Below are 22,651 nucleotides of genomic sequence, written 5' to 3' on the forward strand. Positions count from 1 at the left end.
ACCGGCCGGTTCTCGGCGTACGCCGTCGCCATCCCGTCGTACGCCGGTCGGATCCGTCGTACGCCGGTCAGACGTCCCGCTTCTCCAACAGCACGTACGCGCCGGCGAAGGCGAGGGCGTTGACGCCGAGCATGATCCACAGCGGGTCCCAGCCCTTGGGGCCGGTCCGGGTCAGCGAGTTGTCGTAGAAGATGCTGAGCTGGTTCGGGATCGAGTACTCGAACAGCGACTGCTGGAGGCCCTGGAGGGAGTCCGAGAACAGGAACAGGGCGATCACCAGCGGGGCCAGCACCAGTCCGATCATCAGCGTGATCGCGCCCGCCGAGTGCCGGATGACCGAGCCGACCAGCAGCGAGAGCAGCCCCAGGAGCGCCACGTAGAGCGAGATGCCGACGGTCGCTTTCAGCCACTCCGCGCCGGTGGGCTCCCGGCCGCCGTGCGACTCCAGGATCGACACCTGGAAGAGGGCGACGAGCGAGGTGGCCACCAGCGTCACCACGAACGCCAGGGTGAAGAACACGATCGACTTCGCCGCGAGCACCCGGCCGCGGCCCGGGCACGCGGTCATGGTGGTGCGGATCATGCCGGTGCCGTACTCGGAGGCGGTGGTCAGCACGCCGAGGGTGATGACGCAGATGGAACCGGTCAGCACACCGGCGAAGCCGAGCGCCAGCGCCGTCTCGTCGCCCAGCTCGGAGTCCGAGGCGGTGACGGCGACGGTGAACAGCAGTCCCATTCCGAACATCAGGAACAGGAACACCCCGATCGTCCACACCGTGGACCGCACCGACCGGATCTTGGTCCACTCGGAGGCGAGGGCGTGCCCGAGGTGGGTGCGGACGACGGGGATCGGCGAGGTGTACGAGGCTCCGGGCGCCGTGTGCCAGGAGGGACCGGGCGCGGCCTGCTGCGGCATCGGGGGCTGGGGCGTACTCATCGGTTGTCCTCGCTGTCGCGCTTGGTGAGGTCGGCGGGGGCGGGGGCGGCCGACGCGGCGGGGACCGCGTCGGCGGGGGTGGGGGCGGGAGTGGCCGGGGCGGGCGCGGGCGCCGCGGCGGCGGGCCGGTCGGCCGACTGCGGGGCGGCGGGCTGCGGCTGCGGGGCGGTGGCGGCCGGCGGCTGTGCGGCTACGGCGGGCTGTGCGGCCGGGGCGGCGTACGGGTTCGGGGCGGCCTGGGCCGGGGGGCCCTGCGGGGCGGCCGGGGCGGGCTGCGCGTACGGGTTCGCGGGCGCGCCGTACGGGCCCGCCGGGGGTTGTCCCGGCTGTCCCGGCTGCCCCGGTGCGAACTGCTGGGGCGGCGGCGGGGCGTACCAGCCCGACTGGCCCTGCCCCGGCACCGGCACCGCCGGCTGCGTCCCGGGCGGCAGCGGCTGCTGGAGCCCGGCCTTCTGGTCGGTGGTCGAGCGGTAGTCGACGGCGGCCTGCGTCATCCGCATGTACGCCTCCTCCAGCGACGCCTGGTGCGGGGAGAGCTCCCACAGCCGTACGTCGGCGGAGTGCGCGAGGTCGCTGATCCGCGGCAGCGGCAGCCCCGTCACCCGCAGCGCGCCGTCCTGCTCCGGCAGCACGTGACCGCCGGCCTCGGTCAGCGCGGAGGTCAGCTTCTCCCGCTGCTGCTGTTCGCCGTCGGGGGTGCGGACGCGGGCGAAGTCGGCGGAGTTGGCCGAGATGAAGTCCCCCACGCTCATGTCGGCGAGCAGCTGGCCGCGGCCGATGACGACGAGGTGGTCGGCGGTCAGCGCCATCTCGCTCATCAGGTGGGAGGAGACGAAGACGGTGCGGCCCTCCGCCGCGAGCGACTTCATCAGGTTCCGCACCCAGAGGATGCCCTCCGGGTCGAGGCCGTTGACCGGCTCGTCGAAGAGGAGGACCTGCGGGTCGCCGAGGAGCGCGGCGGCGATGCCGAGGCGCTGGCCCATGCCCAGCGAGAAGCCCTTGGAGCGGCGTTTGGCGACGGCCTGGAGGCCGACGACGCCGAGCACCTCGTCGACGCGGCGCTGCGGGATGCCGGAGAGCTGCGCGAGGCTGAGGAGGTGGTTGCGGGCGCTGCGGCCGCCGTGCACGGCCTTGGCGTCCAGCAGGGCGCCGACGTGGCGGGCGGCGTTGGGGAGCTTGCGGTAGGGGTGGCCGCCGATGGTGACGTGGCCGGCGGTGGGGTTGTCCAGGCCGAGGATCATCCGCATGGTGGTGGATTTGCCGGAGCCGTTGGGACCGAGGAAGCCGGTCACCATGCCCGGCCGGACCTGGAAGGAAAGGTTGTGCACGGCCGTCTTGTCGCCGTAGCGCTTGGTCAGGCCGACTGCCTCGATCATTCTCCGCACCCATCGAAAGGATCAGGACGTACGTACGTCGGGGCGGACGCCCCCGTAAGGGTTAGGAGAATAACGGGCCACTGACGGTTCCCGCCGGGTCAGTACGGTTCGGGGACGGCATTTCCTTCGCCCCCGCCGCCCTTACCCGTCCCATCCCTTCAAGGGGCTCCGCCCCTTGGACCCCGAAACGGGGCTTCGCCCCGTTGCGCAGTTCCCCGCGCCCCTTGAATCGTCCCGTCACGCATCCCGTTGCCGCAGCACCGCATAGCCGCCCGCCAGGGCAGCCAGGACCCAGAGGAGCATGATGCCGAGGCCGCCCCAGGGGCCGTAGGGCGGGTTGTCGGAGGCCTGGGGGACGACCTGCATGATGCGGCTGCCCGCCTGGTCGGGCAGGAACTGGCCGACCTTCTTCGTCACCGACACGTTCCCCAGGATGTTCGAGATCAGGAAGAAGAACGGCATCAGGATGCCGAGCGACAGCATGGGGGAGCGCAGCATCGCCGCCACCCCCATCGAGAACATCGCGATCAGCGTCATGTACAGCCCCCCGCCGATCACCGCCCGCAACACCCCCGGCTCGCCCAGCGACGTCCGGTGCGGCCCCAGCATCGCCTGGCCGAGGAAGAACGCGACGAAGCTGGTCACCATGCCGACCACCAGCGCCAGTATCGTCGCCACCCCGATCTTGCTGAACAGGAACGTCGCCCGCCGCGGCACCGCCGCCAGCGACGTACGGATCATGCCGGTGCTGTACTCGTTGGACACGACGAGCACCCCGAACACGATCATCGCGAGCTGTCCGAGCGTCATCCCGGCGAAGCTGATGAACGTCGGATCGAAGGTGGTGCGGTCGCGCCGGCTCATGTTGCCGAACTCGTGCCGGGACAGCGCCGAGATGAGCATGCCGAGCGCGACGGTGACGACCACCGCGAGCGAGAGCGTCCACACCGTGGACGCCACCGACCGGATCTTCGTCCACTCGGAGCGGATGACCTGGGTCGTCGCCATCGTCAGCCCACCTTCTTCCAGCTCTCGCGGTCCTCGCCCCACTCCCGGGCCGGCCCGGGCCCGGAGTGCGCGTGGTACTCGACGGACTCGGCGGTCAGCCGCATGAACGCCTCCTCCAGCGAGGCCTGCCGGGGGCTGAGCTCGTGCAGCACGAGACCGTGCCGCGCGGCCAGCTCGCCGATCCGCGCGGCCTCGTCGCCGTCGACCTCCAGCGCCCCGCCGCCCGCCTCGACGACCGTGATCCCGGCCTCGTGCAGCGCGTCGAGGAGCTGCTCGTACTGGGGGGAGCGGATCCGTACGTAGGCGCGGGAGTTGCGGGCGATGAAGTCGGCCATCGTGGTGTCGGCGAGCAGCCGGCCCTGGCCGATGACGACGAGGTGGTCGGCGGTCAGTGCCATCTCGCTCATCAGATGGGAGGAGACGAAGACCGTACGGCCCTGCGCGGCAAGGGACTTCATCAGCGTACGGATCCAGTGGATGCCCTCGGGGTCGAGCCCGTTGACCGGCTCGTCGAACATCAGGATCCGCGGATCGCCGAGGAGCGCGGCGGCGATGCCCAGGCGCTGGCCCATGCCGAGGGAGAACCCCTTGGCCTTCTTGCGGGCGACGGAGGTCAGCCCGACCGTGTCCAGGACCTCGTGGACGCGGGCGGCGGGGATGCCGTTGCTCTGCGCCAGGCAGAGCAGGTGGTTGTAGGCGCTGCGGCCGCCGTGCATGGCCTTGGCGTCGAGGAGGGCGCCGATGTACTTCAGCGGGTCCGCGAGCTCCTCGTAGCGCCGGCCGTCGATGCGGACCTGGCCCTCGGTGGGGCGGTCCAGGCCGAGCATCATCCGCATGGTGGTGGACTTGCCGGCGCCGTTGGGGCCGAGGAAGCCGGTGACCACGCCGGGGCGGACCGTGAAGGTGAGGTGGTCCACCGCCAGTTTCTCGCCGTAGCGCTTGGTCAGGCCCTCGAGCTCGATCATGCGTGCCACGCTAGAACGGCGGGAAGCCCTCCGCCACCCGAAGTGGCGAAGGGCTTCCCGCACCGTACGAGAACCGCGTGAGAGGTGAAACCTCCTGCTGCCTCCTGTGACTACCGGGACTGCTGCGCCGGCACCCCGCGGGAGATCGGCTCGTCCTCGGCCGGGGAACCGGCGGCGGCCACCGCGGCACCCGTGAGCGTCGCCAGCATCTCGCGCACGTTGGTCAGCTGCGCGTTGATCGAGTCGCGGCGGTTGGTGAGGGCGGCCAGCTCGCGCTCGGATTCCGAACGGATCCGGTCGGCCTTGGCGTTGGCGTCGGCCACGATGTCCTCGGCCTGGCGCTGGGCCGTCTCCACCGTCTGGCGGGCGCGGCGCTCGGCGTCCGTGCGCAGCTTCTCCGCCTCCAGGCGCAGCTGCTCCGCGCGGTGCTCGATCTCCGCGAGCCGCTTCTCGGCCTTGGCCTGACGGGAGGCCAGGTCGCGCTCGGACTGCTCGCGGCGCTTGGCCAGGTTCGTCTCGAAGTCGGCGGCGGCCTGCGCGGCCTTGGCGCGCGTCTCCTCGAAGAGGGCGTCCGCCTCCTCGCGCTTGGACTGCGCGTCCTTCTGGGCCTCGGCGCGCAGCTGGGAGGCGTCGCTCTTGGCCTTCTCGACGATGCGGACGCCCTCGTCCTCGGCCTTGGACTTGCGCTCCGCGGCGAACGACTCCGCGTCGTTGCGCACCTGCTGGGCCGCCGACTCGGCGAGCTCGCGGTGCTGCTCAGCGGCCCGGCGGGCCTCCTCGCGCAGGTCCTTCGCCTCTTCCTCGGCGAGGCGCAGGATCTTCTCGACGCGCGCACCGAGACCGGCGTACGACGGCTCGGCGTCGGTGACCTGGGCCTGGGCGTTCTGCGTCTCGAGGTGGAGCTCCTCGATGCGCTTTTCCAGTGCGGTGATGCGGGCCAGCGCGCTGTCACGGTCGGAGACGAGCTTGGAGATGCGTTCGTCCACCTGAGCGCGGTCGTACCCACGCCGCACAAGCTCGAAGCCGTAGGGGGAAGTGTCGCTCATGGGGTTCCTGTCGAAAGAGACCGGTGAGGTGATAGAGGGAATCCTAGGCGCCGAAGCGGTGTGTCATCGAGCGGATACGTGTTTGATCTGGAGAATGACACTCCTTTCGGGTGGCTGACTGTCGGAACCCTTGCCAGCGCCTGTGCGTTACGCCCCGTCGAGTACGGAATGTGCGCCCCTGGCTACCCTTCTGACGCCTTGCCACCCGAACGAGGTCCGACGACGGCCGCCGCCTTGACCCCGGAGTCCTTGCCGCCGCCCGGCGCCTCGAACGACTCCAGCGCCTCCAGGACGTCCTGCACGCGGGAGATCTCGGCGTTGATGTCCTGGCGCCGGCGCACCAGGATCTCCAGCTCCCGCTTGCCCTCCTCGACCGCCTGCCGTGCCTCGCGGATCGCCTCGGCCTTGATCTCCTCCGCCTCGGCGACCAGCTTGGCCTTCTTCTGCTCGGCCTCCTTGAGCAGCCCCTCGGCCTTCTTCACGGCGGCGATACGCACCTTGCTCGCCTCGGAGTTGGCCTCCGAGACCAGCTCCTTGGCCTTGTCGCGGGCCTCGGTGAGCTGTTCCTCGGCCGCCTTCACCAGCGCGTCGCACCGCTCGCCCGCCGACTTCATCGCCTCGGCCGACTCGCGCCGCGCCCGCTCGTGCAGTTCCTCGATCTCGGTGGTGATGCGGTCGCGCAGCTCCTCCGCCCGCTCCCTTATGGCCGTCGCGTCCCGGCGCGCGCCCACGAGCAGCTCGTCGGCGTCCGCGCGGGCCCGCTCCACCAGGCCGTTGCCCTCGACGGTGGCCTCCGAGACCAGCCGGTCGGCCTCCGTACGGGCGGCGCCCACCATGCTGTCGGCCTGGCTCTCGGCGTCCGCCGTGGTGCGCTGGGCGTTCTGCTGGGCCTCGGCGAGGAGCTTGTCGGCCTCGGCGGCCGTCTCCGTGATGAGGGTGTCGACCTGCTCGGCCGCCTCCGAACGCCGCTTGTTGGCCTCCTTGCGGGCCTCGTCCAGCGTCCGCTCGGCCTCCTCGCGCGCCTCGGTGGTGAGCCGCTCCGCCTCGGCCCGCATCCGCTCGGCGTGCTGCTGGGCCGAGCCGACCGTCTCGGCGGCCTCGGCGCGCAGCCGCTCCGCCTCCTCGGAGGCGTCCCCGACCAGCCGCTCGGCCCGGGCCACGGACTCCGCCCGCACCCGCTCCGCCTCGGCGTTCGTCTCGCCGAGGACGCGCTCGGCCTCCGCGTTGGTCTCCGTGGTCAGGCGCTCGGCCTCCGCGCGCGCCTCGTTGATGAGGGTGTCCGCCTGCGTCGCCGCGTCCGACCGGATGCGGTTGGCGTCCTCCCGTGCCTCCGCACGCGTCCGCGAGGCGTCCTGGTCGGCATTGGCGATGGTGTCCGAGGCCTCGGTGCGCACCCGCTGGGCGTGGTCCGCGGCGTCCGCGCGCACCCGCTCCGCCTCGGCGGCCGCCTCGGCCAGCGAACGCTCGGCCAGCGCCGCCGCCGTCTCGCGCTCCTCGGCCGCCTCCCGGCGCAGCCGGCTCGCGTCCTCCGCGGCCCGCTCGCGCTCGGCGTAGGCGTCGGCGCGGACCCGGTCGGACTCCTCCTCGGCCTCCCGCCGGGTACGCTCCGCCGCGTGCTCGGCGGCACTGCGCAGCCCGGCGATCTCCTCCTGCGCCTGCTCGTGCAGCCCCGCCACCGCGTCGCGGACCTGCTGGGCGGTCTGTTCGGCGGCCGAGACCATCTCGGTGGCCCGCCGGTCCGCCTCCTCCACCAGCCGCTCGGCCTCGGCCTGCGCCTCCTCGACCCGGGCCCGCGCCACCGCGAGGAGCTCCTCGCTCTGCTCGCCGGCCCGCTCCCGCTCCTGGTCGGCCTCCCGGCGGGCGGCGCCGAGCAGTTCCTCGGCCTCGCGGCGGCGCCGGGCGGCCTCCTCCTGCGCGGCCGCCAGCGTCTCGGTGGCCTCCGTGTTCAGCCGCTCGGCCGCGGCCTGCGCCTCGGCCCGCACCCGGTCGGCGGTGTCCTGCGCCTCCGCCTTGAGCCGCTCGGCCTCCGCCGACGCCTCCGAACGCAGCCGTACGGCGACGGACTCGCCCTCCGCGCGGGAGGCGGAGGCGTCGGCCGCGGCCTCGTCGCGCAGCCGTTCGGCCTCCGCCTCGGCCTGCGCCTGGAGCGTACGGATCCGCTCGGCGGCCTCCGCGCGCAGCCGCTCGGTCTCCTCCGCGGCCTCCCGGCGCAGCCGCTCGGCCTCCTGGCGGGCGTCGTTCAGCGCCTGCTCGGCGGCGGTGACCCGCTGCTCGGCCTCCTCCTTGAGCCGCGTCAGCTCCTCGGCGGCCTCCTCGCGCCGGGCCTCGACGCCCCGCTCGGTCTCCTCGCGCAGCTCGCGCGCGGCCCGCTCGGCGTCCTCCTTGAGCGCCTCCGCCTGCTCGGTGGCCTCGGCACGGTGTCGCTCGGCCTCCTTGCGGGTGCGCTCCAGGGTCTCCTCGGCCTGCCGGCGCAGACTCGAGGCGCGCTCGATGGCCTCGGTGCGCACCTTCTCGCTGTCCGTGGCCGCGGTCGTCCGCAGCTCGTCGGCGTCCGCCTTGGCCTTGGCCAGCAGCTCCTCGGCGGTCCTGGCCGCCTCCTCGATCTGCTGGACGGCCTCCCGCCGGGCCTCGGAGCGGATCTTCTCGCCCTCCGCGACCGCGTCGGCCCGCAGCTGCTCGGCCTCGCCGCGCAGCCGGCGGGCCTCCTCCTGCAGCTCGACCGTCTTGGCCCGGTACTCCTTGGTGTCGTCCTTCGCCGCGCCCTTGAGCTCCTCGGCGATGTCGTGCGCCTCGGCGCGCAGCCGGTCCGCCTCCGTCTCCGCCTCCCGGCGGATCCGCTCGGCCTCCTCGGCGGCGGCCTTGGTGGTCGCCTTGGCGTCGTCCGACGCCTTGTTCAGCACGTCCTCCGCCGTACGGGCGGTCTTGGCGAGCTGGGAGGCGGTCTCCTCGGCGGTGATGCTGCGGGCCTTCTCGGCCGCCTCCGCGACGATCTTCTCCGCCTCGGCGCGCGCGTCCGCGACGACCTGCTCGGCCTCCGCCTTGGTGGACTCCGCCTCCTTGGTGGCCTCGCTGACCAGCCGGGCGACCTGCTCCTTCGCCGTACGGGTGCGCTGCTCGTTGGCCGACTCCGCGCCCGCCAGCGCCTTGGCGGCGGCCTCCTTGGCCTCCGCGACGACCTTGTCGGCCTCCGCGCGGGCCTCGCGCAGCGCCGCCTCGGCCTCGCTCATCCGCTGCTCGGCACCCCGGCTCAGCTCGGTGGCCTGGCGGCGGGCGGCGTCCGACTCAGACGCGGTGGCGGAGCGCAGCTGCTCGGCGTGGTCGGTGGCCTCCTGGGCCTGCGTGGAGGCGGCGTTCAGCAGCCGCTCGGCCTCGGCACGGGCCCGGCGCAGGATCTGGTCGGCCTCGGCGCGGGCCGCCTCCGCGTCGCCCTGGAGCCGCTGGCGGGCCTCGGCGGCGATCCGCTCGGCCTCGGCGCGGGCGGCGGCCAGCGCCTGCTCGGCCTCGGCCCGCGACTCGTCAAGGAGCCGCCGGGCCTGCGACTCGGTACGGGCGCGGAGCTGCTCGGCCCACGCCACGTTCTCGTTGACGTGCGACTCGACGGTCTGCCGGCGCTCGGCCAACTCCTGGTCGAGCTGCTGGCGGCGGTTGACCGCCTCCTGGTGCAGCTCCGCCTGGAGCCGCGCGGCCTGCTCGGCGTGCTCCTGGAGGATGCGCTGGGTCTGCGCGCGGGCCTGGCTCAGCTCCCGCTCCGCCTCGCTGCGCAGCTGGTCGGCCTGCGCCTGGGCATTGCGGAGCATCTGCTCGGCCTGGTAGCCGATGTCCGTCCCGTCGTAGGCGGGCCGGGACATGAGCGTGCGGCGCGCCTCGTGCAGCTTGGCGCGCAGCACCTCGACCTGGTAGCCGAGGTCCTCGGCGTGCTGAATCGCCTTTTCCCGCTCGGTCTTCAGCCGTTCCATCTCGGCCTCGAACCGAGAGAGGTGGTCGACGTCAGCCGCCGGCTCTCGCTCCTGGCGTTCGTAGCCCCGCACTGCGCGGTCCCATCCGTCCCCTGGTCGCAAGCTTGGTCCAACCGAGCTCCGTCCATCCGCCGAACGGGGCCCCCGGGGAATGGTGTCAGATCAACGGCGGAGCACGGGCTGCTGCCCCGACGCTCGTCCCCCGAAACCCGGACCCCGGCAAGCGGCCACGCGCTCCCGCACACTCGCGGGAGGCACGACCGCCCCCAACCCTACCGGCCCCTATGTACGTCGGTCAGTGCTCCGCCGACTCAACAGCCGCCGAAGTGACCAGTTCTGTCAGTACGCCATGACAGTCCTTGGGGTGCAGGAAGGTGATCCGCGACCCCATGGAGCCGCTCCGTGGCTCCTCGTACAGGACGCGTACGCCCTTGTCCCGGATGTCCGCCGCCTCGGTGTCGACGTCCGCCGTGCCGAAGGCGATGTGGTGCACTCCCTCGCCATTTTTGGCCAGCCACTTGGCGACGGTGGAGTCCTCGCGGACGGGTTCGAGCAGTTGGAGGTAGGAGGCGCCGCCGTCGTCCGTGCCGTTGATCCGCAGCATGGCCTCGCGCACGCCCTGTGCCTCGTTGACCTCGGTGTGGAACACCTCGAAGCCGTACGTGGCCCGGTAGAACTCGACGGTCGCGTCGAGGTCGTGACAGGCGATCCCGATGTGGTCGATTCGCGTCAGCATGGTGACAGTGGAGCGCTCCGCGGATGGTTACGCAACGTGCGCGCGATCACACTGAAAGAGCGGTGACGGCACGGAGTGCCACTCAGTACATTCGAAGTAAACCCTCGTTCACTTCCACTCACTCCTCGGCAGTGCAGCCGGTAAGGGGATCGCAGCTCATGACCGGAACGAACAGCACGACCTCGGTGATCGTCGCGGGCGCGCGCACGCCCATGGGGCGCCTGCTGGGCTCCCTGAAGTCCTTCTCCGGAGCCGATCTCGGCGGCTTCGCGATCAAGGCCGCCCTCGACCGCGCGGGCATCGGCGGCGACCAGGTGCAGTACGTGATCATGGGCCAGGTACTCCAGGCCGGGGCGGGCCAGATCCCGGCGCGGCAGGCCGCGGTCAAGGCCGGCATCCCGATGAGCGTCCCGGCGCTCACCATCAACAAGGTGTGCCTGTCCGGTCTCGACGCCATCGCGCTCGCCGACCAGCTGATCCGCGCCGGGGAGTTCGACGTGATCGTCGCCGGCGGCCAGGAGTCCATGACCAACGCCCCGCACCTGCTGCCGAAGTCCCGCGAGGGCTACAAGTACGGCGCCGTCCAGATGCTCGACGCGATGGCGTACGACGGCCTCACCGACTCCTTCGAGAACATCGCCATGGGCGAGTCCACCGAGAAGCACAACACCCGGCTCGGCATCGCCCGCGAGGCGCAGGACGAGATCGCCGCGCTCTCCCACCAGCGGGCCGCCGCCGCCCAGAAGAACGGCCTGTTCGAGGCCGAGATCACCCCCGTGGAGATCCCGCAGCGCAAGGGCGAGCCGGTCGTCTTCAGCAAGGACGAGGGCATCCGGCCCGAGACGACCGCCGAGTCGCTCGGCAAGCTGCGCCCCGCGTTCAGCAGGGACGGCACGATCACCGCGGGCTCCTCCTCGCAGATCTCCGACGGCGCCGCGGCCGTCGTCGTGATGAGCAGGGCCAAGGCCGAGGAGCTGGGCCTGGAGTGGATCGCCGAGATCGGCGCCCACGGCAACGTGGCCGGGCCGGACAACTCCCTGCAGTCCCAGCCGTCGAACGCGATCCGTCACGCGCTCGGCAAGGAGGGCCTGGAGATCGGCGACCTCGACCTCATCGAGATCAACGAGGCCTTCGCGGCCGTCGCCGTGCAGTCAATGAAGGACCTGGGGATCTCCTCCGAAAAGGTGAATGTGAACGGTGGCGCGATCGCGCTCGGTCACCCCATCGGCATGTCCGGCGCACGGCTCGTCCTGCACCTGGCGCTGGAGCTGAAGCGGCGCGGCGGCGGGGTCGGCGCGGCGGCGCTGTGCGGGGGCGGCGGCCAGGGCGACGCGCTGATCCTGCGGGTACGGGGCGCCTGACGCCTGTAGGTCTGTTCCGGTCCGGGCCCGGGTGCCCGCCGCATGTCTGAAACGGAGTCGTGATGCAGGACGTCGCCACGCTGGTCGCCCAGGCGAGGGAGGGCCGGCCGCGTGCCGTGGCCCGGCTGATCTCCCTGGTGGAGGGGGCGTCCCCGCAGCTCAGGGAGGTCATGGCCGCGCTCGCCCCGCTCACCGGCGGAGCGTACGTGGTGGGGCTCACGGGGTCGCCGGGAGTCGGCAAGTCGACGTCCACGTCGGCGCTGGTCACCGCGTACCGCAGGGCCGGGAAGCGGGTCGGCGTGCTCGCCGTCGACCCGTCCTCGCCGTTCTCCGGGGGCGCGCTGCTCGGCGACCGGGTGCGGATGTCGGAGCACGCCTCCGATCCCGGCGTGTACATCCGTTCGATGGCGACGCGCGGGCACCTGGGCGGACTCGCCTGGGCGGCGCCCCAGGCGATCCGGGTACTGGACGCGGCGGGCTGCGAGGTGATCCTCGTCGAGACGGTGGGTGTCGGGCAGTCGGAGGTGGAGATCGCCTCGCAGGCCGACACCTCGGTGGTCCTGCTGGCGCCCGGGATGGGCGACGGCATCCAGGCCGCCAAGGCGGGCATCCTCGAGATCGGCGACGTCTACGTCGTCAACAAGGCCGACCGCGACGGTGCCGACGCGACGGCCCGCGAGCTGAACCACATGCTCGGCCTCGGCGAGGCACGGGGCCCGGGCGACTGGCGCCCCCCGATCGTCAAGACGGTCGCCGCACGCGGCGAGGGCGTCGAGGAGGTCGTCGAGGCGCTGGAGAAGCACCGGGCGTGGATGGAGGAGCGGGACGTACTGGCCGAGCGCCGCCGGGCGCGGGCGGCGCGCGAGGTCGAGACCATCGCGGTCACGGCGCTGCGGGAACGCATCGGCGACCTGCATGGAGACCGCCGCCTGAGCGCCCTGGCGGACCGCATCGTAGGGGGCGAACTGGATCCTTATGGGGCGGCGGACGAGTTGGTGGAGGGGCTGGTCGGGGGCGCCCCGTAAGGGGCGCGGACTGGTCGCGCAGTTCCCCGCGCCCCTGAAGGCCCCTGCGGGGCCTCATAGGGGCGCGGGGAACTGCGCGAGAAGCACCCACCGGCCGGCAGCCGACAACGCACCGGGGGTCCGGGGGCGGAGCCCCCCGGGGTCGGGAAGGGAAGGGGCGGCGGGGGCGAGGAAAAGGGCCCCGTGGCACCCCCGCCTACGGGTGACCGGCGGTCACGTCCGTGTCGCGCAGACCGACCGTCCAGTCCCGCTCACCCCCGCCGGAGGCGACCGCCTCCGCCTCCCACCCCCGCTCGTCCAGCTCCACGGACGTCACCGCCCCCTTCGACGCGACCGCCCGCGCCGCCTCCTCCGCCGAGGTCGACGCCCCCTTCAACGCCCCCCGCGCCTCCGCCACGTCCTCCGCGTCCTCGTGCTCGACCCGCACCCCCGTCACCTTCCCGCTCTCCGGGTCCACCCGCACGTCACGCCAGGAGTCGTCCGAGGACAGCACCTCCACCGACCACACCGCGTGGTCCAGCTCGGCCTCCACCACCGCGCCCGGTGTGTGCCGCACCGCCGCCGCGATCGCCTCGGCGGCGGTCACCTTCGCGGAGGACATGGCGACGGAGTCGTCGTCGCGCCCGTCGTCGTCCCGGTCGTCGTCGCGCCCGTGACGCCCGTCGTCGTCGCGGTCCTCACGCCGGTCGTCGTCCCGTCCGTCACGCCGGTCGTCGTCCCGCCCGGCCGACGACGAAGACCGGTCCGAGGAGCCGGCCCCGGCCCCCGCCCCGCCGTCGTCCGCGACGGCCAGCGCCGTCGCCGTACCGCCCCCCACCAGCACCGCCGCCGTGACGACCGCCAGTACGATGTTCCGCTTCATGCTCTTCCTCCGTGACGATGAGCGACCGTGCGACCCCGCAGGGCCGATGACACGCACCACCGTCGCCCACCCACGCTGAGCGCAACCTGAAGCCACCTGAAGAACCCTTCAGGTTCGCTCTGTCACGCTGGACGCGTGCGCCTGTTGATCGTGGAGGACGAGAAGCGGCTCGCCCTGTCGCTCGCGAAGGGCCTGACCGCCGAGGGCTACGCCGTGGACGTCGTCCACGACGGCCGCGAGGGCCTGCACCGGGCCACCGAGGGACCGTACGACCTGGTCGTTCTCGACATCATGCTGCCCGGCATGAACGGCTACCGGATCTGCGCCGCCCTGCGCGCCGCCGGCCACGACGTGCCGATCCTCATGCTCACCGCGAAGGACGGCGAGTACGACGAGGCCGAGGGCCTGGACACCGGCGCCGACGACTACCTCACCAAGCCGTTCTCCTACGTCGTCCTCGTCGCCCGGGTGAAGGCCCTGCTGCGCCGCCGCGCCCGCCCGGGCCCCTCGCCCGTGCACGTCCGCGGCGGCCTGACCGTCGACACCGCCGCCCGCCGTGTGCTGCGCGACGGCACCGAGGTCGCCCTGACCGCCAAGGAGTTCGCCGTCCTGGAACACCTGGTCGTGCGCGCGGGCGAAGTGGTCTCCAAGGCCGAGATCCTCGACCACGTCTGGGACTTCGCCTACGACGGCGACCCCAACATCGTCGAGGTCTACATCAGCGCCCTGCGCCGCAAGCTGGGCGCCGAGCGCATCCGGACCGTGCGCGGCGCCGGGTACCGGCTGGAGGCGCGGTGACCCGGTGGCGGCCGTTCGGCTCCGTACGGGCGCGGGCCACGCTCGCCGCGACCTGCGTGGTGGCCGTCGCGCTGCTCGCCGCCGGGGCCGCGCTGGTGCTGTCGCTGCGCGCCAACCTCGTCGGGCAGGCGGATACCCAGGCCGAGTCCGCCGCCCGCCGGGTCGCCTCCCAGCTGGCCGCGGGCATCGCCTACGCCAGGCTCGACTGGCCGGACGAGGAGGACCACCCGGTACGGGTGGCGGACGAATGGGGCCGGCCGGTGGCGGCCAGTGAGGACCTGCGGGCCGTCGACGGCACCCCCGTGCACGTCGTACGCACCACGCCCACCCCCACCCCGAGCGCCTCCGCCACGTCGGGCCCTTCCGGCGGCTCGGACGACGACGGTTCCGGCGACGAATCCGACGACCACGGCGGCGACCGTACCGACGACCACCACGGCGGTGGCCGCGGCGGTGACGACGACAACGCCGCCGGCGGTGACGACGAGGACGACGACCCCGCCGTCGGCGAGATCTCCGACGACGTCACGCACACCGCCGGCACCGCCACCGTCGACGACGACACCCGCGACTACCGGTTCGCCGCCCTGGAGGTCACCACCCCCGGCGACGTCACCCTCACCGTCCGGGCCGGCGCCCCGCTCGACGCCGAGCAGGGCGCGGTCGGCACCGCCCTGACGACGCTCGCGGTCGGACTGCCGCTGCTGCTCCTGACCGTGGCCGGGGTGACCTGGCTGGTGACCCGGCGCGCCCTGCGCCCGGTGGAGGGCATCCGCGCCGAGATGGCCGCGATCACCGCCTCCGAGGACCTGGCCCGCCGGGTCCCCGTGCCCGGCACCGGCGACGAGGTCGCCCGGCTGGCCCGTACGACCAACCGGACGCTCACCGCCCTGGAGGCGTCGGTGGAGCGGCAGCGGCGGTTCGTCGCGGACGCCTCGCACGAGCTGCGCAGCCCGCTGGCCTCCCTGCGCACCCAGCTCGAAGTGGGCGCCGCCCACCCGGAGCTGCTCGACGTGGACGGGGCCGTCGAGGACACCGTGCGGCTCCAGCACCTCGCCGCCGACCTGCTGCTGCTCGCCCGGCTGGACGCGGGGGAGCGGCCGGGCGACGCACGCGTCCCCCTGGACGCGCTGGCCCGGGAGGCGGCACGGGGCCGGGAGGCAGTCGTGGTTGAGCAGGCCGAGGAGGTCGCGGTCACCGGGTCCCGGGGGCAGTTGGCCCGGGTCCTGGCCAACCTGCTGGACAACGGCCGGCGGCACGCCCGGCAGCGGGTCACGGTGACCGTGCGCCGGGACGGCGACCGCGCCGTCGTCACCGTCGCGGACGACGGTCCCGGCATCCCCGCCGACCAGCGTGAACGCGTCTTCGAACGGTTCGTCCGGCTGGACGACGCCCGCGCCCGCGACGACGGCGGCACGGGCCTCGGGCTGGCCATCGCCAGGGACATCGCCCGCCGCCACGGCGGCACCCTGACGGCCGCGGAGGCCCCCGGCGGCGGAGCCCTGTTCACGCTGCGCCTGCCGGTGGCGCCCGATTAGCAACGCCGCTCCCGCACGCCCGGCGACGGGAACCCGGTGCCTACCGGCGCCGGCACCCCGCCCCGCCGCGGCGCACCGTCACGGCTTGCCGCGCTGCGTCCGCAGCTGCTCCGCGATCGGCCGCAGCGACTTGTGCAGCTGCTCCAGGTCCTCCTGCGACAGCAGATCGATGAAGTGCCGCCGGACGGAGGCGACATGGTGGGGCGCCACCTTCTGCATCATGTCCATGCCATGTGCGGTCAGCACCGCGAAGAGCCCGCGGCGGTCGGACTCGCAGTTCTCGCGCCGCACCAGGTCGGCGTTCTCCATGCGGGTGATCTGGTGCGAAAGCCGGCTCTTGGACTGCAGGGTGGCGGCCGCGAGGTCGCTCATCCGCATCCGTACGCCCTCCGACTCGGAGAGGTTCACCAGGATCTCGTAGTCGTTGATTGTCAGGCCGAACGGCTGCAGGTCCTTCTCGAGCTGGTACGTCAACAGCCTGTTGACCTCCAGGTGGGTGCGCCAGGCGCACTGCTCCGCATCGGTCAGCCAGCGGGTGGCCGTCTCGGTCTCCATGGATGAAGTCTACCTAAAAGGTTGAATGACGAACTAGTGAGGGGTGGTGACGTGCGGCAACGAGTACGCGCACCCGTTCGACGTCACCCTCCGCAGACTACCGCTCACAGCCCGAAGCGACGCTGGAGATCACCCAGCTGTCCGGGAAGACGCGGTGACCCCGCTCCCTGCCCCTGCCCATGACCCCCGGGTGCCCCGCCCCCGCCGGGCACACCCGGCTCCGCCGGCACCGCCCCCGTCGCCTGCTCCGCCATCAGAGCCTCGGAGGACTGCAGCAGCACCGTGCCTGCCCCCACGAACTCGAACTGGTGCTCCTCCCCGGAGGCCCCGCCGATCCCCGTCATCGCACGTAGACCGCCCATCACCCCCGTCAGATAGCCGTGGTCGTAGTGGTGGCAGGGCGAGGGGCAGTCGGCCCACCCGACCAGTGCCTGCGGGTCCACCCGGATCGGCGGCTCCATGAACACCACCGGACCGTTGGAGGCCGCCACGAACTTGCCCGTGCCGATGAGCGTCAGGAACCCCGGAACGATCGACTGCTTCAGCGCGAGAGTTGGCTGAAAAGCGAGAAGATTGCCCGAGCGAATGGTCAGATTGCCGTCCTCCAGGTCGTACGAGTTGACGTCGAAGGCCCGGTCGGCCAGGAGCATCTTGCCCGAGCCCTCCGCCACCACCCAGTCGCTCGCGTGCAAAGGCGAATGGAACGACGTACGCACCAGACGGTCCAGCCGGCCGTGCCCGATGCCGTTGAAGTCGATCGACCCGTAGTAGGCGATCATCTTCCCCTTCTGCAGGAACCACTGGCCGCCCTTGAGTTCCACGCAGAAGGTGTACGCGTTGACGTTGTCGTCCACCGGCAGCGTCATGGGGTCGTGGACCACCGGCCCGCCGGGCACACCGGGCATTCCGTAGCCGCTCACAGCTTCTCCTCCGACGCCTGCACGTATACCGAGCCACTGCCGCTCAGCTCCAGCTGGAAGGCCTCGCCCGAGCCGCGGCCCACCATGTCCCGCCAGCCCAGCGCCGTCGACAGCTTGTTGCGCACGTCGCCGTGATGGGCGACGTAGGCCTGCGGGTCCACATGGACCGGGCGCTGCGGGGTGATCGGCACCTCGAACACCCCGCCGTGCGCCATCACCGCCACCGCGCCGTGCCCCTTCAGACTCGTGGTGAACAGGCCCTGCCCGGTGACCTGCCCGCGCACCATGCCCATCACCCCGCCCTGCGAGCCCAGGAACACCGTGCCCTGCTGGAGCGCGCCGTCGAAGGCGAGCAACCGGTCCGCCTCCACGTACAAGGTGTCCCCGGCGAGCTGGATCACCTGGACGTGATGGCCGCCGTGCCCGAACAGCACCGTGCCGCTGCCCTCCACCGTCATCAGCGGTGTCGCCTCGTTGGCCACCCGGCGGCCGATCATCGACATCAGCCCGCCCTGACCGCCCTGCATGTTGGGCGTGAAGGACACCTCACCCTTGTACGCGAGCATCGCGCCCCGCTGACTGAACAGCCGCTGCCCCGGCGCGACCGTCGCCTCGACCATCTTCGAGTTGATCTCACGGAACGGCATCTCACACATCCCCCGCGATCATGTTCCGCTCGCTCGGCTGCACATACACCAGGCCGTCCCCCTCGAACCGGATCTGGAACGCCTCGCCGCCGCCCTCGCCCATGAACGTGCGGAACGTCACCCCCGACTGGAAGGACTGCCGGACGTTCCCCTGGTGCGCGATGTACGCCCCCGGATCCACCGTCAGCGGATACTGCGCGCTCACCCGCAGCACCACCGCCGGACCGTCCGACAGCAGGGCCGCCTGTCCGTGCCCCTCCACCGTCGTGGTGAACAGCCCGTTGCCCTGCGAGGCGCCGCGCAGCCCCGTGAACGTCGTCCCCGTGCGCAGGCCGGCGTCCGTGACGAGCAGGTTGCTGGACTCGACGTACAACGTGTCCCCCTGGAGGGAGACGAGATTTATCTCGGAGGCGCGGTCGGCGAACCAGCAGGTGCCGTGCCCGCGCGCCTCCATCACCGTCATCTGCTCGCCGGTGAGCCGCCGGGTCACCATCCCCCGCAGGCCCTCACCGCCGCCGCTGAGCTTCTTGAAGGCGATCTGCCCGTCGTACGCGACCATGGAGCCGTTCTTCGCCTTCACGGCGTCGCCGGTCATGTCGACGGCCAGCACCTTGCTGCCTTGGAGTCGGAAGGTTGCCACGCTGCGAAGGTAGCCGTCCTACGGGTGGAGACAACACCACCCGTAGGTGGAGTCCGCCCCTGAATCCATCCCTTAAGGGGCGCCCGGTCCCCGCCGCCGAGCTCCGCCGGCCCTTCCGCCGAGCCCCGCCCGTCCTCCCGGTGAACGGCGCCCGGCACCCCCTGAGGAAGGGCCCGGCCCCGGCAATGCCAGAATGGGGCAGCGCTTGTGCGCCCGTTCACAAGCCGTCCCGAGCCGTGGCGCCCCCGCGCCGCGCCCGCCCCCGTCATCCGACGTCTCCCACGAGGTGATCCGTGGACATCAAGACCGCCACCGCCCTGCGCCGGCTCCGACTGGTCTCCGCCCCCGAGGCCATCTCCTTCCTGCTCCTCCTCGTCTGCTCCGTGCTGAAGCGGACCACGGACTTCAACGCGGTGCCCGTGATGGGCGCGATCCACGGACTCCTCTTCGTCCTCTACGTGATCTTCTGGGCCGACGCCTGGAACCGGGCCAAGTGGAGCCTCGGCACCGCCGCGCTCTACTTCGTCCTCTCCGTCCTGCCCACCGGCGGCTTCTTCGCCGAGCGCAAGCTGCGCCGGGAGGCCGAGGACGCCGTGATCGCCGCCCGCGCCCGCCGCGAAGGGGTGGTCGGCGCATGATCGTCGCCTTCTCCGTGACGCCGCTGGGCGTCGGCGAGGACGTGGGGGAGTACGTCGCCGACGCCGTCCGGGTCGTCCGCGCCTCCGGACTGCCGCACCGCACCGACGCCATGTTCACCTCGATCGAGGGCGAGTGGGACGAGGTCATGGACGTCGTCAAGCGCGCGGTCGCCGCCGTCGAGGCGCGCGCCCCGCGCGTCTCCCTCGTGCTGAAGGCGGACCTCCGCCCCGGCGTCACCGACGGCCTCACCAGCAAGGTCGCCACCGTCGAGCGTCACCTCTCGGCGGATCCCACGCCCTCCGGGGACTGAGCCCCGCCGCCCCCCGCCAGCAGCGCGATCCCGAGCGGCGTCCGCTCGTACAGCACCTGGTGGCCGTAGCGCCGTGAGAGCAGCAGCCCGGCCTCGCGCAGCGTCGCCAGATGCGCCGAGACCGACGAGGGCGCGAGCCGCAGCCGGTGGGCGAGCGCGGTGGTGCCGGCCGGCTCGTCCAGCGCGGCGAGCACGGCCGCCCGGCCGCGCCCCAGCAGCCGTACCAGCGCCTGAGGCGTTCCCTCGGCCGGCTCCGCCCACAGCCCGCCGATGCCGCGCGCCGGATAGACGAGCGTCGGCTGCCACGGCGGCTCGAACGTACTGACGACGTCCGGCCACACGAAGACGCTCGGCATCAGCACGAGCCCCCGCCCGTCCAGGCGCCGCTCGTGCTCCCCCCGGTACTCGACGGTCAGCGTCCCCGCGTGCCAGCCGAACCGCCGGTTGATCTCCGGCAGCAGCCCCCCGAGCCCCACCTCCGCCAGCCGCCGCGAATGGAACGCCACGTCGGCCTCCAGCAGCGCCCGCAGCCGGGGCCAGTCCGGGGCGACGAGGGTGTACCAGACCTCCTCCACCGCGTCCGCCAGCTCCCGGATCATCCGCACCGGGTCGGCGAGCCAGGCCCGGCCGTACGCCGACTCCAGCGCCCCCGGTGTGTCCGCGAGCGACCGCGCGGTGTCCTCGCGCGCCGCCTCCGGGTCGGCCGCGCGCACCGCCGCGATCTCCTCCTCGAACCGGGCCGAGGGCCCGATCGGCGGCGGGGACAGCCAGTCCGGGGTGTGCCCGAAGCGGGGCATCAGCAGCCACAGCGGCGTCAGGTCAAGACGCGCCACGGCCGGCGCGACCCGGCGCAGCCAGCGCGCGTGATACCCGTGCCGCTCCGGCCGCTTCAGCGTCCGTACGACGTCCTGCGTCTCCCACAGGGGCGACACGGCGAACCGGCAGGACAGGAAGTCCTCCTCGGCGAAGTGCAGCCGCGAGGGCACGACCACCTCCAGGATTCGGCGACAGCCGAAACTTTAGGCGGCCCGGCGGGCGACGTTCACGCTGGCCGCCATGGCCCACGACGAAGCCGCGCCTGCGGAGGAGGCCGCCCCCGGCGGCTACACCCGCGTCCTGCGCGTGCCCGAGTTCCGCGCGGTGTTCGCCGCGCACACCCTCTCCCTCCTCGGCGTCGTCGTCAGCGAGATCGCCCTCTCCGTCCTCGTCTACGACCTCACCGGCTCGCCGCTGCTCAGCGCGCTGACCTTCGCACTCGGCTTTCTGCCGTACGTCGTCGGCGGCACCCTGCTCGCCGGGGTCGCCGACCGGTTTCCCGCCCGCCGCGTCCTGGTCGTCTGCGACCTGCTCTGCGCGGGCTGCGTGGCCGTCATGACGATCCCCGGCACCCACATCGCCGTCCTGCTCGCCCTGCGCTGCGCGCTCGCGGTCGTCTCGCCCGTCTTCCAGGGCACCCGCATGGCGACCCTCGCCGACGTCCTGGGCGACGGCGACCTCTTCGTGCTCGGCCGCTCGCTGCTGCGGATCGTCTCCCAGAGCGCGCTCCTGGTCGGCTACGGATGCGGCGGACTGCTGCTCACCGTGCTCACCCCGCGCCACGCCCTGGTGATCACCGTCGGCACCTTCCTCTCCTCCGCGCTGCTGCTGCGGCTCGGCACCCGGCGCCGCCCGGCCCGTGCCGCCGGACGCGACGGCGCGGACGCCGGTGCCCAGGCCGCAGGTCCGGTGGCCGGCGCCCGGCGCGTGCTCGCCGATCGCCGCACCCGCGTGCTGCTCCTGCTGTTCTGGGTGCCGCCGATGTTCACCGTCGTCCCCGAGGCGCTGGCCGCCCCGTACGCCGACCGGATCGGCGCCGGGTCCACCGGGCTCGGGCTGCTGATGTGCGCGCTGCCCGTCGGCACCATCGCCGGTGAGCTGTTCGCGGGGGCGCGGCTGCGCCCGGCCACCCGCGAGCGCGTGACACTGCCGCTGCTCTCCTTCATGCTGCTGCCCTACCTCGGCTACGCCCTCGCCCCCGGCCTCGGCTGGACCCTGTTCCTGCTGGCGCTCTCCGGCGCCGGATCCGCGTACACACTCGGCCTGGACCAGTGGTTCGTGGCCGCGGTGCCGGAGGAACTGCGGGGCCGCGCCATGACGCTCAACACGGCCGGGCTGATGACCGTGCAGGGCGTCGGGATGGCGCTCGCGGGCGTCGTCGCGCAGTTCGCCGGGGTGCCCGCCACGGTGGCCGGCGCCGGGGCGCTCGGCACGCTCGTCTGCGTCCTGCTGGCGGCCCAGGCCCGGCGCGGGGAGCGCGCGGCGGACGCATACCGAAAGAATGGGCGACCGAACAGCGAGACGGGGCTGACCACCATGTGACCGGCCGGTAAGGTCTGGTGCCGTGCCAAAGCCCCTCGGTCTCTCCTTCGACCCCATCGCGCGCGCCGACGAACACTGGAAGCAGCGGTGGGGCAGCGTGCCCTCCATGGCGGCGATCACCTCGATCATGCGGGCCCAGCAGATCCTGCTCGCCGAGGTCGACGCGGTCGTCAAACCGTACGGACTGACGTTCGCGCGGTACGAGGCGCTGGTGCTGCTCACGTTCTCGAAGTCCGGCGAGCTGCCGATGTCCAAGATCGGCGAGCGGCTCATGGTGCATCCGACCTCCGTCACCAACACCGTCGACCGGCTGGTGACGTCGGGCCTTGTCGCCAAGCGCCCCAACCCCAACGACGGCCGCGGCACCCTCGCCTCCATCACCGACAAGGGCCGCGAGGTGTGCGACGCCGCCACCCGCGAGCTGATGGCGATGGACTTCGGCCTGGGCGCGTACGACGCGGAGGAGTGCCAGGAGATCTTCGCGATGCTGCGGCCGCTGCGGGTGGCGGCGCACGACTTCGAGGACGAGTGACAGGGCCCCGTCAGGGGTGTCGTACGCCACCGGGGGTGCCGGAAGATCGGGCCCACTCGCTCGTTACGCTCGTACCCATGAAGAAAAGCGTGTTGACCCGGTACAGGGTGATGGCCTACGTCACCGGTGTGCTCCTGGTCCTGCTGTGCCTCAGCATGATCGCCAAGTACGGGTTCGACGTCGACGGTGCCGCGGACTTCACCCGGGTCGTCGCCATCGCACACGGCTGGCTCTACGTCGTGTACCTCGTGTTCGCCTTCGACCTGGGCGCCAAGGCGAAGTGGCCGGTGGCCAAGCAGCTGTGGGTCCTGTTGGCGGGCACCGTGCCGACCGCGGCCTTCTTCGTGGAGCGCCGGATCAGCCACGAGCTGGAGCCGAAGCTCGCGCAGGACGCGGCGCCGGCCGCCGCCAAGGCGTAGCGAGGGCCCTCCCGCCGCCGTAC

Annotated in this window: 22 protein-coding genes; 9 read left to right on the forward strand and 13 right to left on the reverse strand. The window is 72.7% G+C overall.

Annotated elements, in window-relative coordinates:
• Nucleotides 1–67: 67 nt before the first annotated feature.
• The 7 genes from OIE12_RS22905 to mce form a co-directional block, all read right to left on the reverse strand.
• Nucleotides 68–937 (reverse strand): ABC transporter permease subunit, encoded by an 870-nt coding sequence (locus tag OIE12_RS22905; RefSeq protein WP_329138238.1) that lies wholly within the window; start codon nt 935–937, stop codon nt 68–70.
• On the reverse strand, nt 934–2,313 hold the full coding sequence (locus tag OIE12_RS22910) for an ABC transporter ATP-binding protein (RefSeq protein WP_329138239.1): 1,380 nt from the start codon (nt 2,311–2,313) through the stop codon (nt 934–936). Before OIE12_RS22910 ends, OIE12_RS22905 begins: the two co-directional genes overlap by 4 nt.
• A gap of 237 nt (nt 2,314–2,550) precedes the next feature.
• Nucleotides 2,551–3,321, reverse strand: a complete 771-nt coding sequence (locus OIE12_RS22915; protein ID WP_329138241.1) for an ABC transporter permease — start codon at nt 3,319–3,321, stop codon at nt 2,551–2,553.
• A 2-nt stretch (nt 3,322–3,323) separates the two neighbouring features.
• On the reverse strand, nt 3,324–4,286 hold the full coding sequence (locus OIE12_RS22920) for an ABC transporter ATP-binding protein (RefSeq protein WP_329138243.1): 963 nt from the start codon (nt 4,284–4,286) through the stop codon (nt 3,324–3,326).
• A 110-nt stretch (nt 4,287–4,396) separates the two neighbouring features.
• Entirely contained in the window at nt 4,397–5,332 is a 936-nt protein-coding gene (locus OIE12_RS22925) for a cellulose-binding protein (protein WP_329138245.1), read from the reverse strand.
• Nucleotides 5,333–5,514: 182 nt separating this feature from the next.
• Nucleotides 5,515–9,360 carry a polarized growth protein Scy gene (gene scy / locus OIE12_RS22930; RefSeq protein WP_329138247.1) on the reverse strand — a complete coding sequence of 1,282 codons (3,846 nt, stop codon included), beginning with the start codon at nt 9,358–9,360 and terminating at the stop codon, nt 5,515–5,517.
• Nucleotides 9,361–9,583: 223 nt separating this feature from the next.
• Nucleotides 9,584–10,024 (reverse strand): methylmalonyl-CoA epimerase, encoded by a 441-nt coding sequence (gene mce, locus OIE12_RS22935; RefSeq protein ID WP_329138249.1) that lies wholly within the window; start codon nt 10,022–10,024, stop codon nt 9,584–9,586.
• A 158-nt stretch (nt 10,025–10,182) separates the two neighbouring features.
• On the opposite strand from mce, the gene OIE12_RS22940 reads away from it, so the two are divergent.
• Together OIE12_RS22940 and meaB are read left to right on the forward strand one after the other, a co-directional pair.
• Nucleotides 10,183–11,385: an acetyl-CoA C-acetyltransferase gene (locus tag OIE12_RS22940; RefSeq protein WP_329138251.1), complete on the forward strand. Its 1,203-nt coding sequence runs from the start codon at nt 10,183–10,185 to the stop codon at nt 11,383–11,385.
• A 62-nt stretch (nt 11,386–11,447) separates the two neighbouring features.
• On the forward strand, nt 11,448–12,410 hold the full coding sequence (gene meaB / locus OIE12_RS22945) for a methylmalonyl Co-A mutase-associated GTPase MeaB (RefSeq protein WP_329138253.1): 963 nt from the start codon (nt 11,448–11,450) through the stop codon (nt 12,408–12,410).
• 196 nt (nt 12,411–12,606) lie between these two features.
• Here the strand turns inward: meaB and OIE12_RS22950 are convergent, their stop codons facing one another.
• A complete protein-coding gene (locus tag OIE12_RS22950) occupies nt 12,607–13,272 on the reverse strand; it encodes a PepSY domain-containing protein (protein ID WP_329138255.1) in 666 nt (221 codons plus the stop codon).
• Nucleotides 13,273–13,407: 135 nt separating this feature from the next.
• Between OIE12_RS22950 and OIE12_RS22955 the strand changes: the two genes are divergently transcribed.
• Together OIE12_RS22955 and OIE12_RS22960 are read left to right on the forward strand one after the other, a co-directional pair.
• A complete protein-coding gene (locus OIE12_RS22955) occupies nt 13,408–14,070 on the forward strand; it encodes a response regulator transcription factor (RefSeq protein ID WP_329138257.1) in 663 nt (220 codons plus the stop codon).
• The gene (locus OIE12_RS22960; protein ID WP_329138259.1) at nt 14,067–15,608 is read left to right on the forward strand and encodes a sensor histidine kinase; all 1,542 of its coding nucleotides are present in this window, start codon (nt 14,067–14,069) and stop codon (nt 15,606–15,608) included. Before OIE12_RS22955 ends, OIE12_RS22960 begins: the two co-directional genes overlap by 4 nt.
• Nucleotides 15,609–15,686: 78 nt before the next feature.
• Here OIE12_RS22960 and OIE12_RS22965 read toward each other — a convergent pair whose 3' ends face one another.
• The 4 genes from OIE12_RS22965 to OIE12_RS22980 all read right to left on the reverse strand — a co-directional run bounded on the left by OIE12_RS22965 (nt 15,687) and on the right by OIE12_RS22980 (nt 18,325).
• A complete protein-coding gene (locus OIE12_RS22965) occupies nt 15,687–16,163 on the reverse strand; it encodes a MarR family winged helix-turn-helix transcriptional regulator (RefSeq protein WP_329138261.1) in 477 nt (158 codons plus the stop codon).
• A gap of 104 nt (nt 16,164–16,267) precedes the next feature.
• Complete coding sequence (locus OIE12_RS22970) at nt 16,268–17,068, reverse strand: AIM24 family protein (RefSeq protein WP_329142143.1); 801 nt, start codon at nt 17,066–17,068, stop codon at nt 16,268–16,270.
• An 11-nt stretch (nt 17,069–17,079) separates the two neighbouring features.
• Nucleotides 17,080–17,730, reverse strand: a complete 651-nt coding sequence (locus OIE12_RS22975; RefSeq protein ID WP_329138263.1) for an AIM24 family protein — start codon at nt 17,728–17,730, stop codon at nt 17,080–17,082.
• A gap of 1 nt (nt 17,731) precedes the next feature.
• A complete protein-coding gene (locus OIE12_RS22980; protein ID WP_329142145.1) occupies nt 17,732–18,325 on the reverse strand; it encodes an AIM24 family protein in 594 nt (197 codons plus the stop codon).
• 338 nt (nt 18,326–18,663) lie between these two features.
• On the opposite strand from OIE12_RS22980, the gene OIE12_RS22985 reads away from it, so the two are divergent.
• Complete coding sequence (locus OIE12_RS22985; protein WP_329138266.1) at nt 18,664–19,008, forward strand: DUF3817 domain-containing protein; 345 nt, start codon at nt 18,664–18,666, stop codon at nt 19,006–19,008.
• Nucleotides 19,005–19,319, forward strand: coding sequence for an MTH1187 family thiamine-binding protein (locus OIE12_RS22990; protein ID WP_329138268.1), 315 nt, complete (start codon nt 19,005–19,007; stop codon nt 19,317–19,319). Before OIE12_RS22985 ends, OIE12_RS22990 begins: the two co-directional genes overlap by 4 nt.
• Here the strand turns inward: OIE12_RS22990 and OIE12_RS22995 are convergent.
• Nucleotides 19,283–20,305 carry an ArsR/SmtB family transcription factor gene (locus tag OIE12_RS22995; RefSeq protein ID WP_329138270.1) on the reverse strand — a complete coding sequence of 341 codons (1,023 nt, stop codon included), beginning with the start codon at nt 20,303–20,305 and terminating at the stop codon, nt 19,283–19,285. The genes OIE12_RS22990 and OIE12_RS22995 overlap by 37 nt on opposite strands.
• Nucleotides 20,306–20,375: 70 nt before the next feature.
• Here OIE12_RS22995 and OIE12_RS23000 point away from each other — a divergent pair, with 70 nt between their 5' ends.
• From OIE12_RS23000 to OIE12_RS23010, 3 genes are all read left to right on the forward strand, one after another.
• Nucleotides 20,376–21,677 (forward strand): MFS transporter, encoded by a 1,302-nt coding sequence (locus OIE12_RS23000; protein ID WP_329138272.1) that lies wholly within the window; start codon nt 20,376–20,378, stop codon nt 21,675–21,677.
• A 22-nt stretch (nt 21,678–21,699) separates the two neighbouring features.
• The gene (locus tag OIE12_RS23005) at nt 21,700–22,209 is read left to right on the forward strand and encodes a MarR family winged helix-turn-helix transcriptional regulator (RefSeq protein WP_030379991.1); all 510 of its coding nucleotides are present in this window, start codon (nt 21,700–21,702) and stop codon (nt 22,207–22,209) included.
• Nucleotides 22,210–22,286: 77 nt separating this feature from the next.
• On the forward strand, nt 22,287–22,628 hold the full coding sequence (locus tag OIE12_RS23010) for a DUF3817 domain-containing protein (protein ID WP_030379990.1): 342 nt from the start codon (nt 22,287–22,289) through the stop codon (nt 22,626–22,628).
• Nucleotides 22,629–22,651: the final 23 nt, after the last annotated feature.

The organism is Streptomyces sp. NBC_00670, assembly GCF_036226765.1.
In the GTDB taxonomy this organism is placed as follows: domain Bacteria; phylum Actinomycetota; class Actinomycetes; order Streptomycetales; family Streptomycetaceae; genus Streptomyces.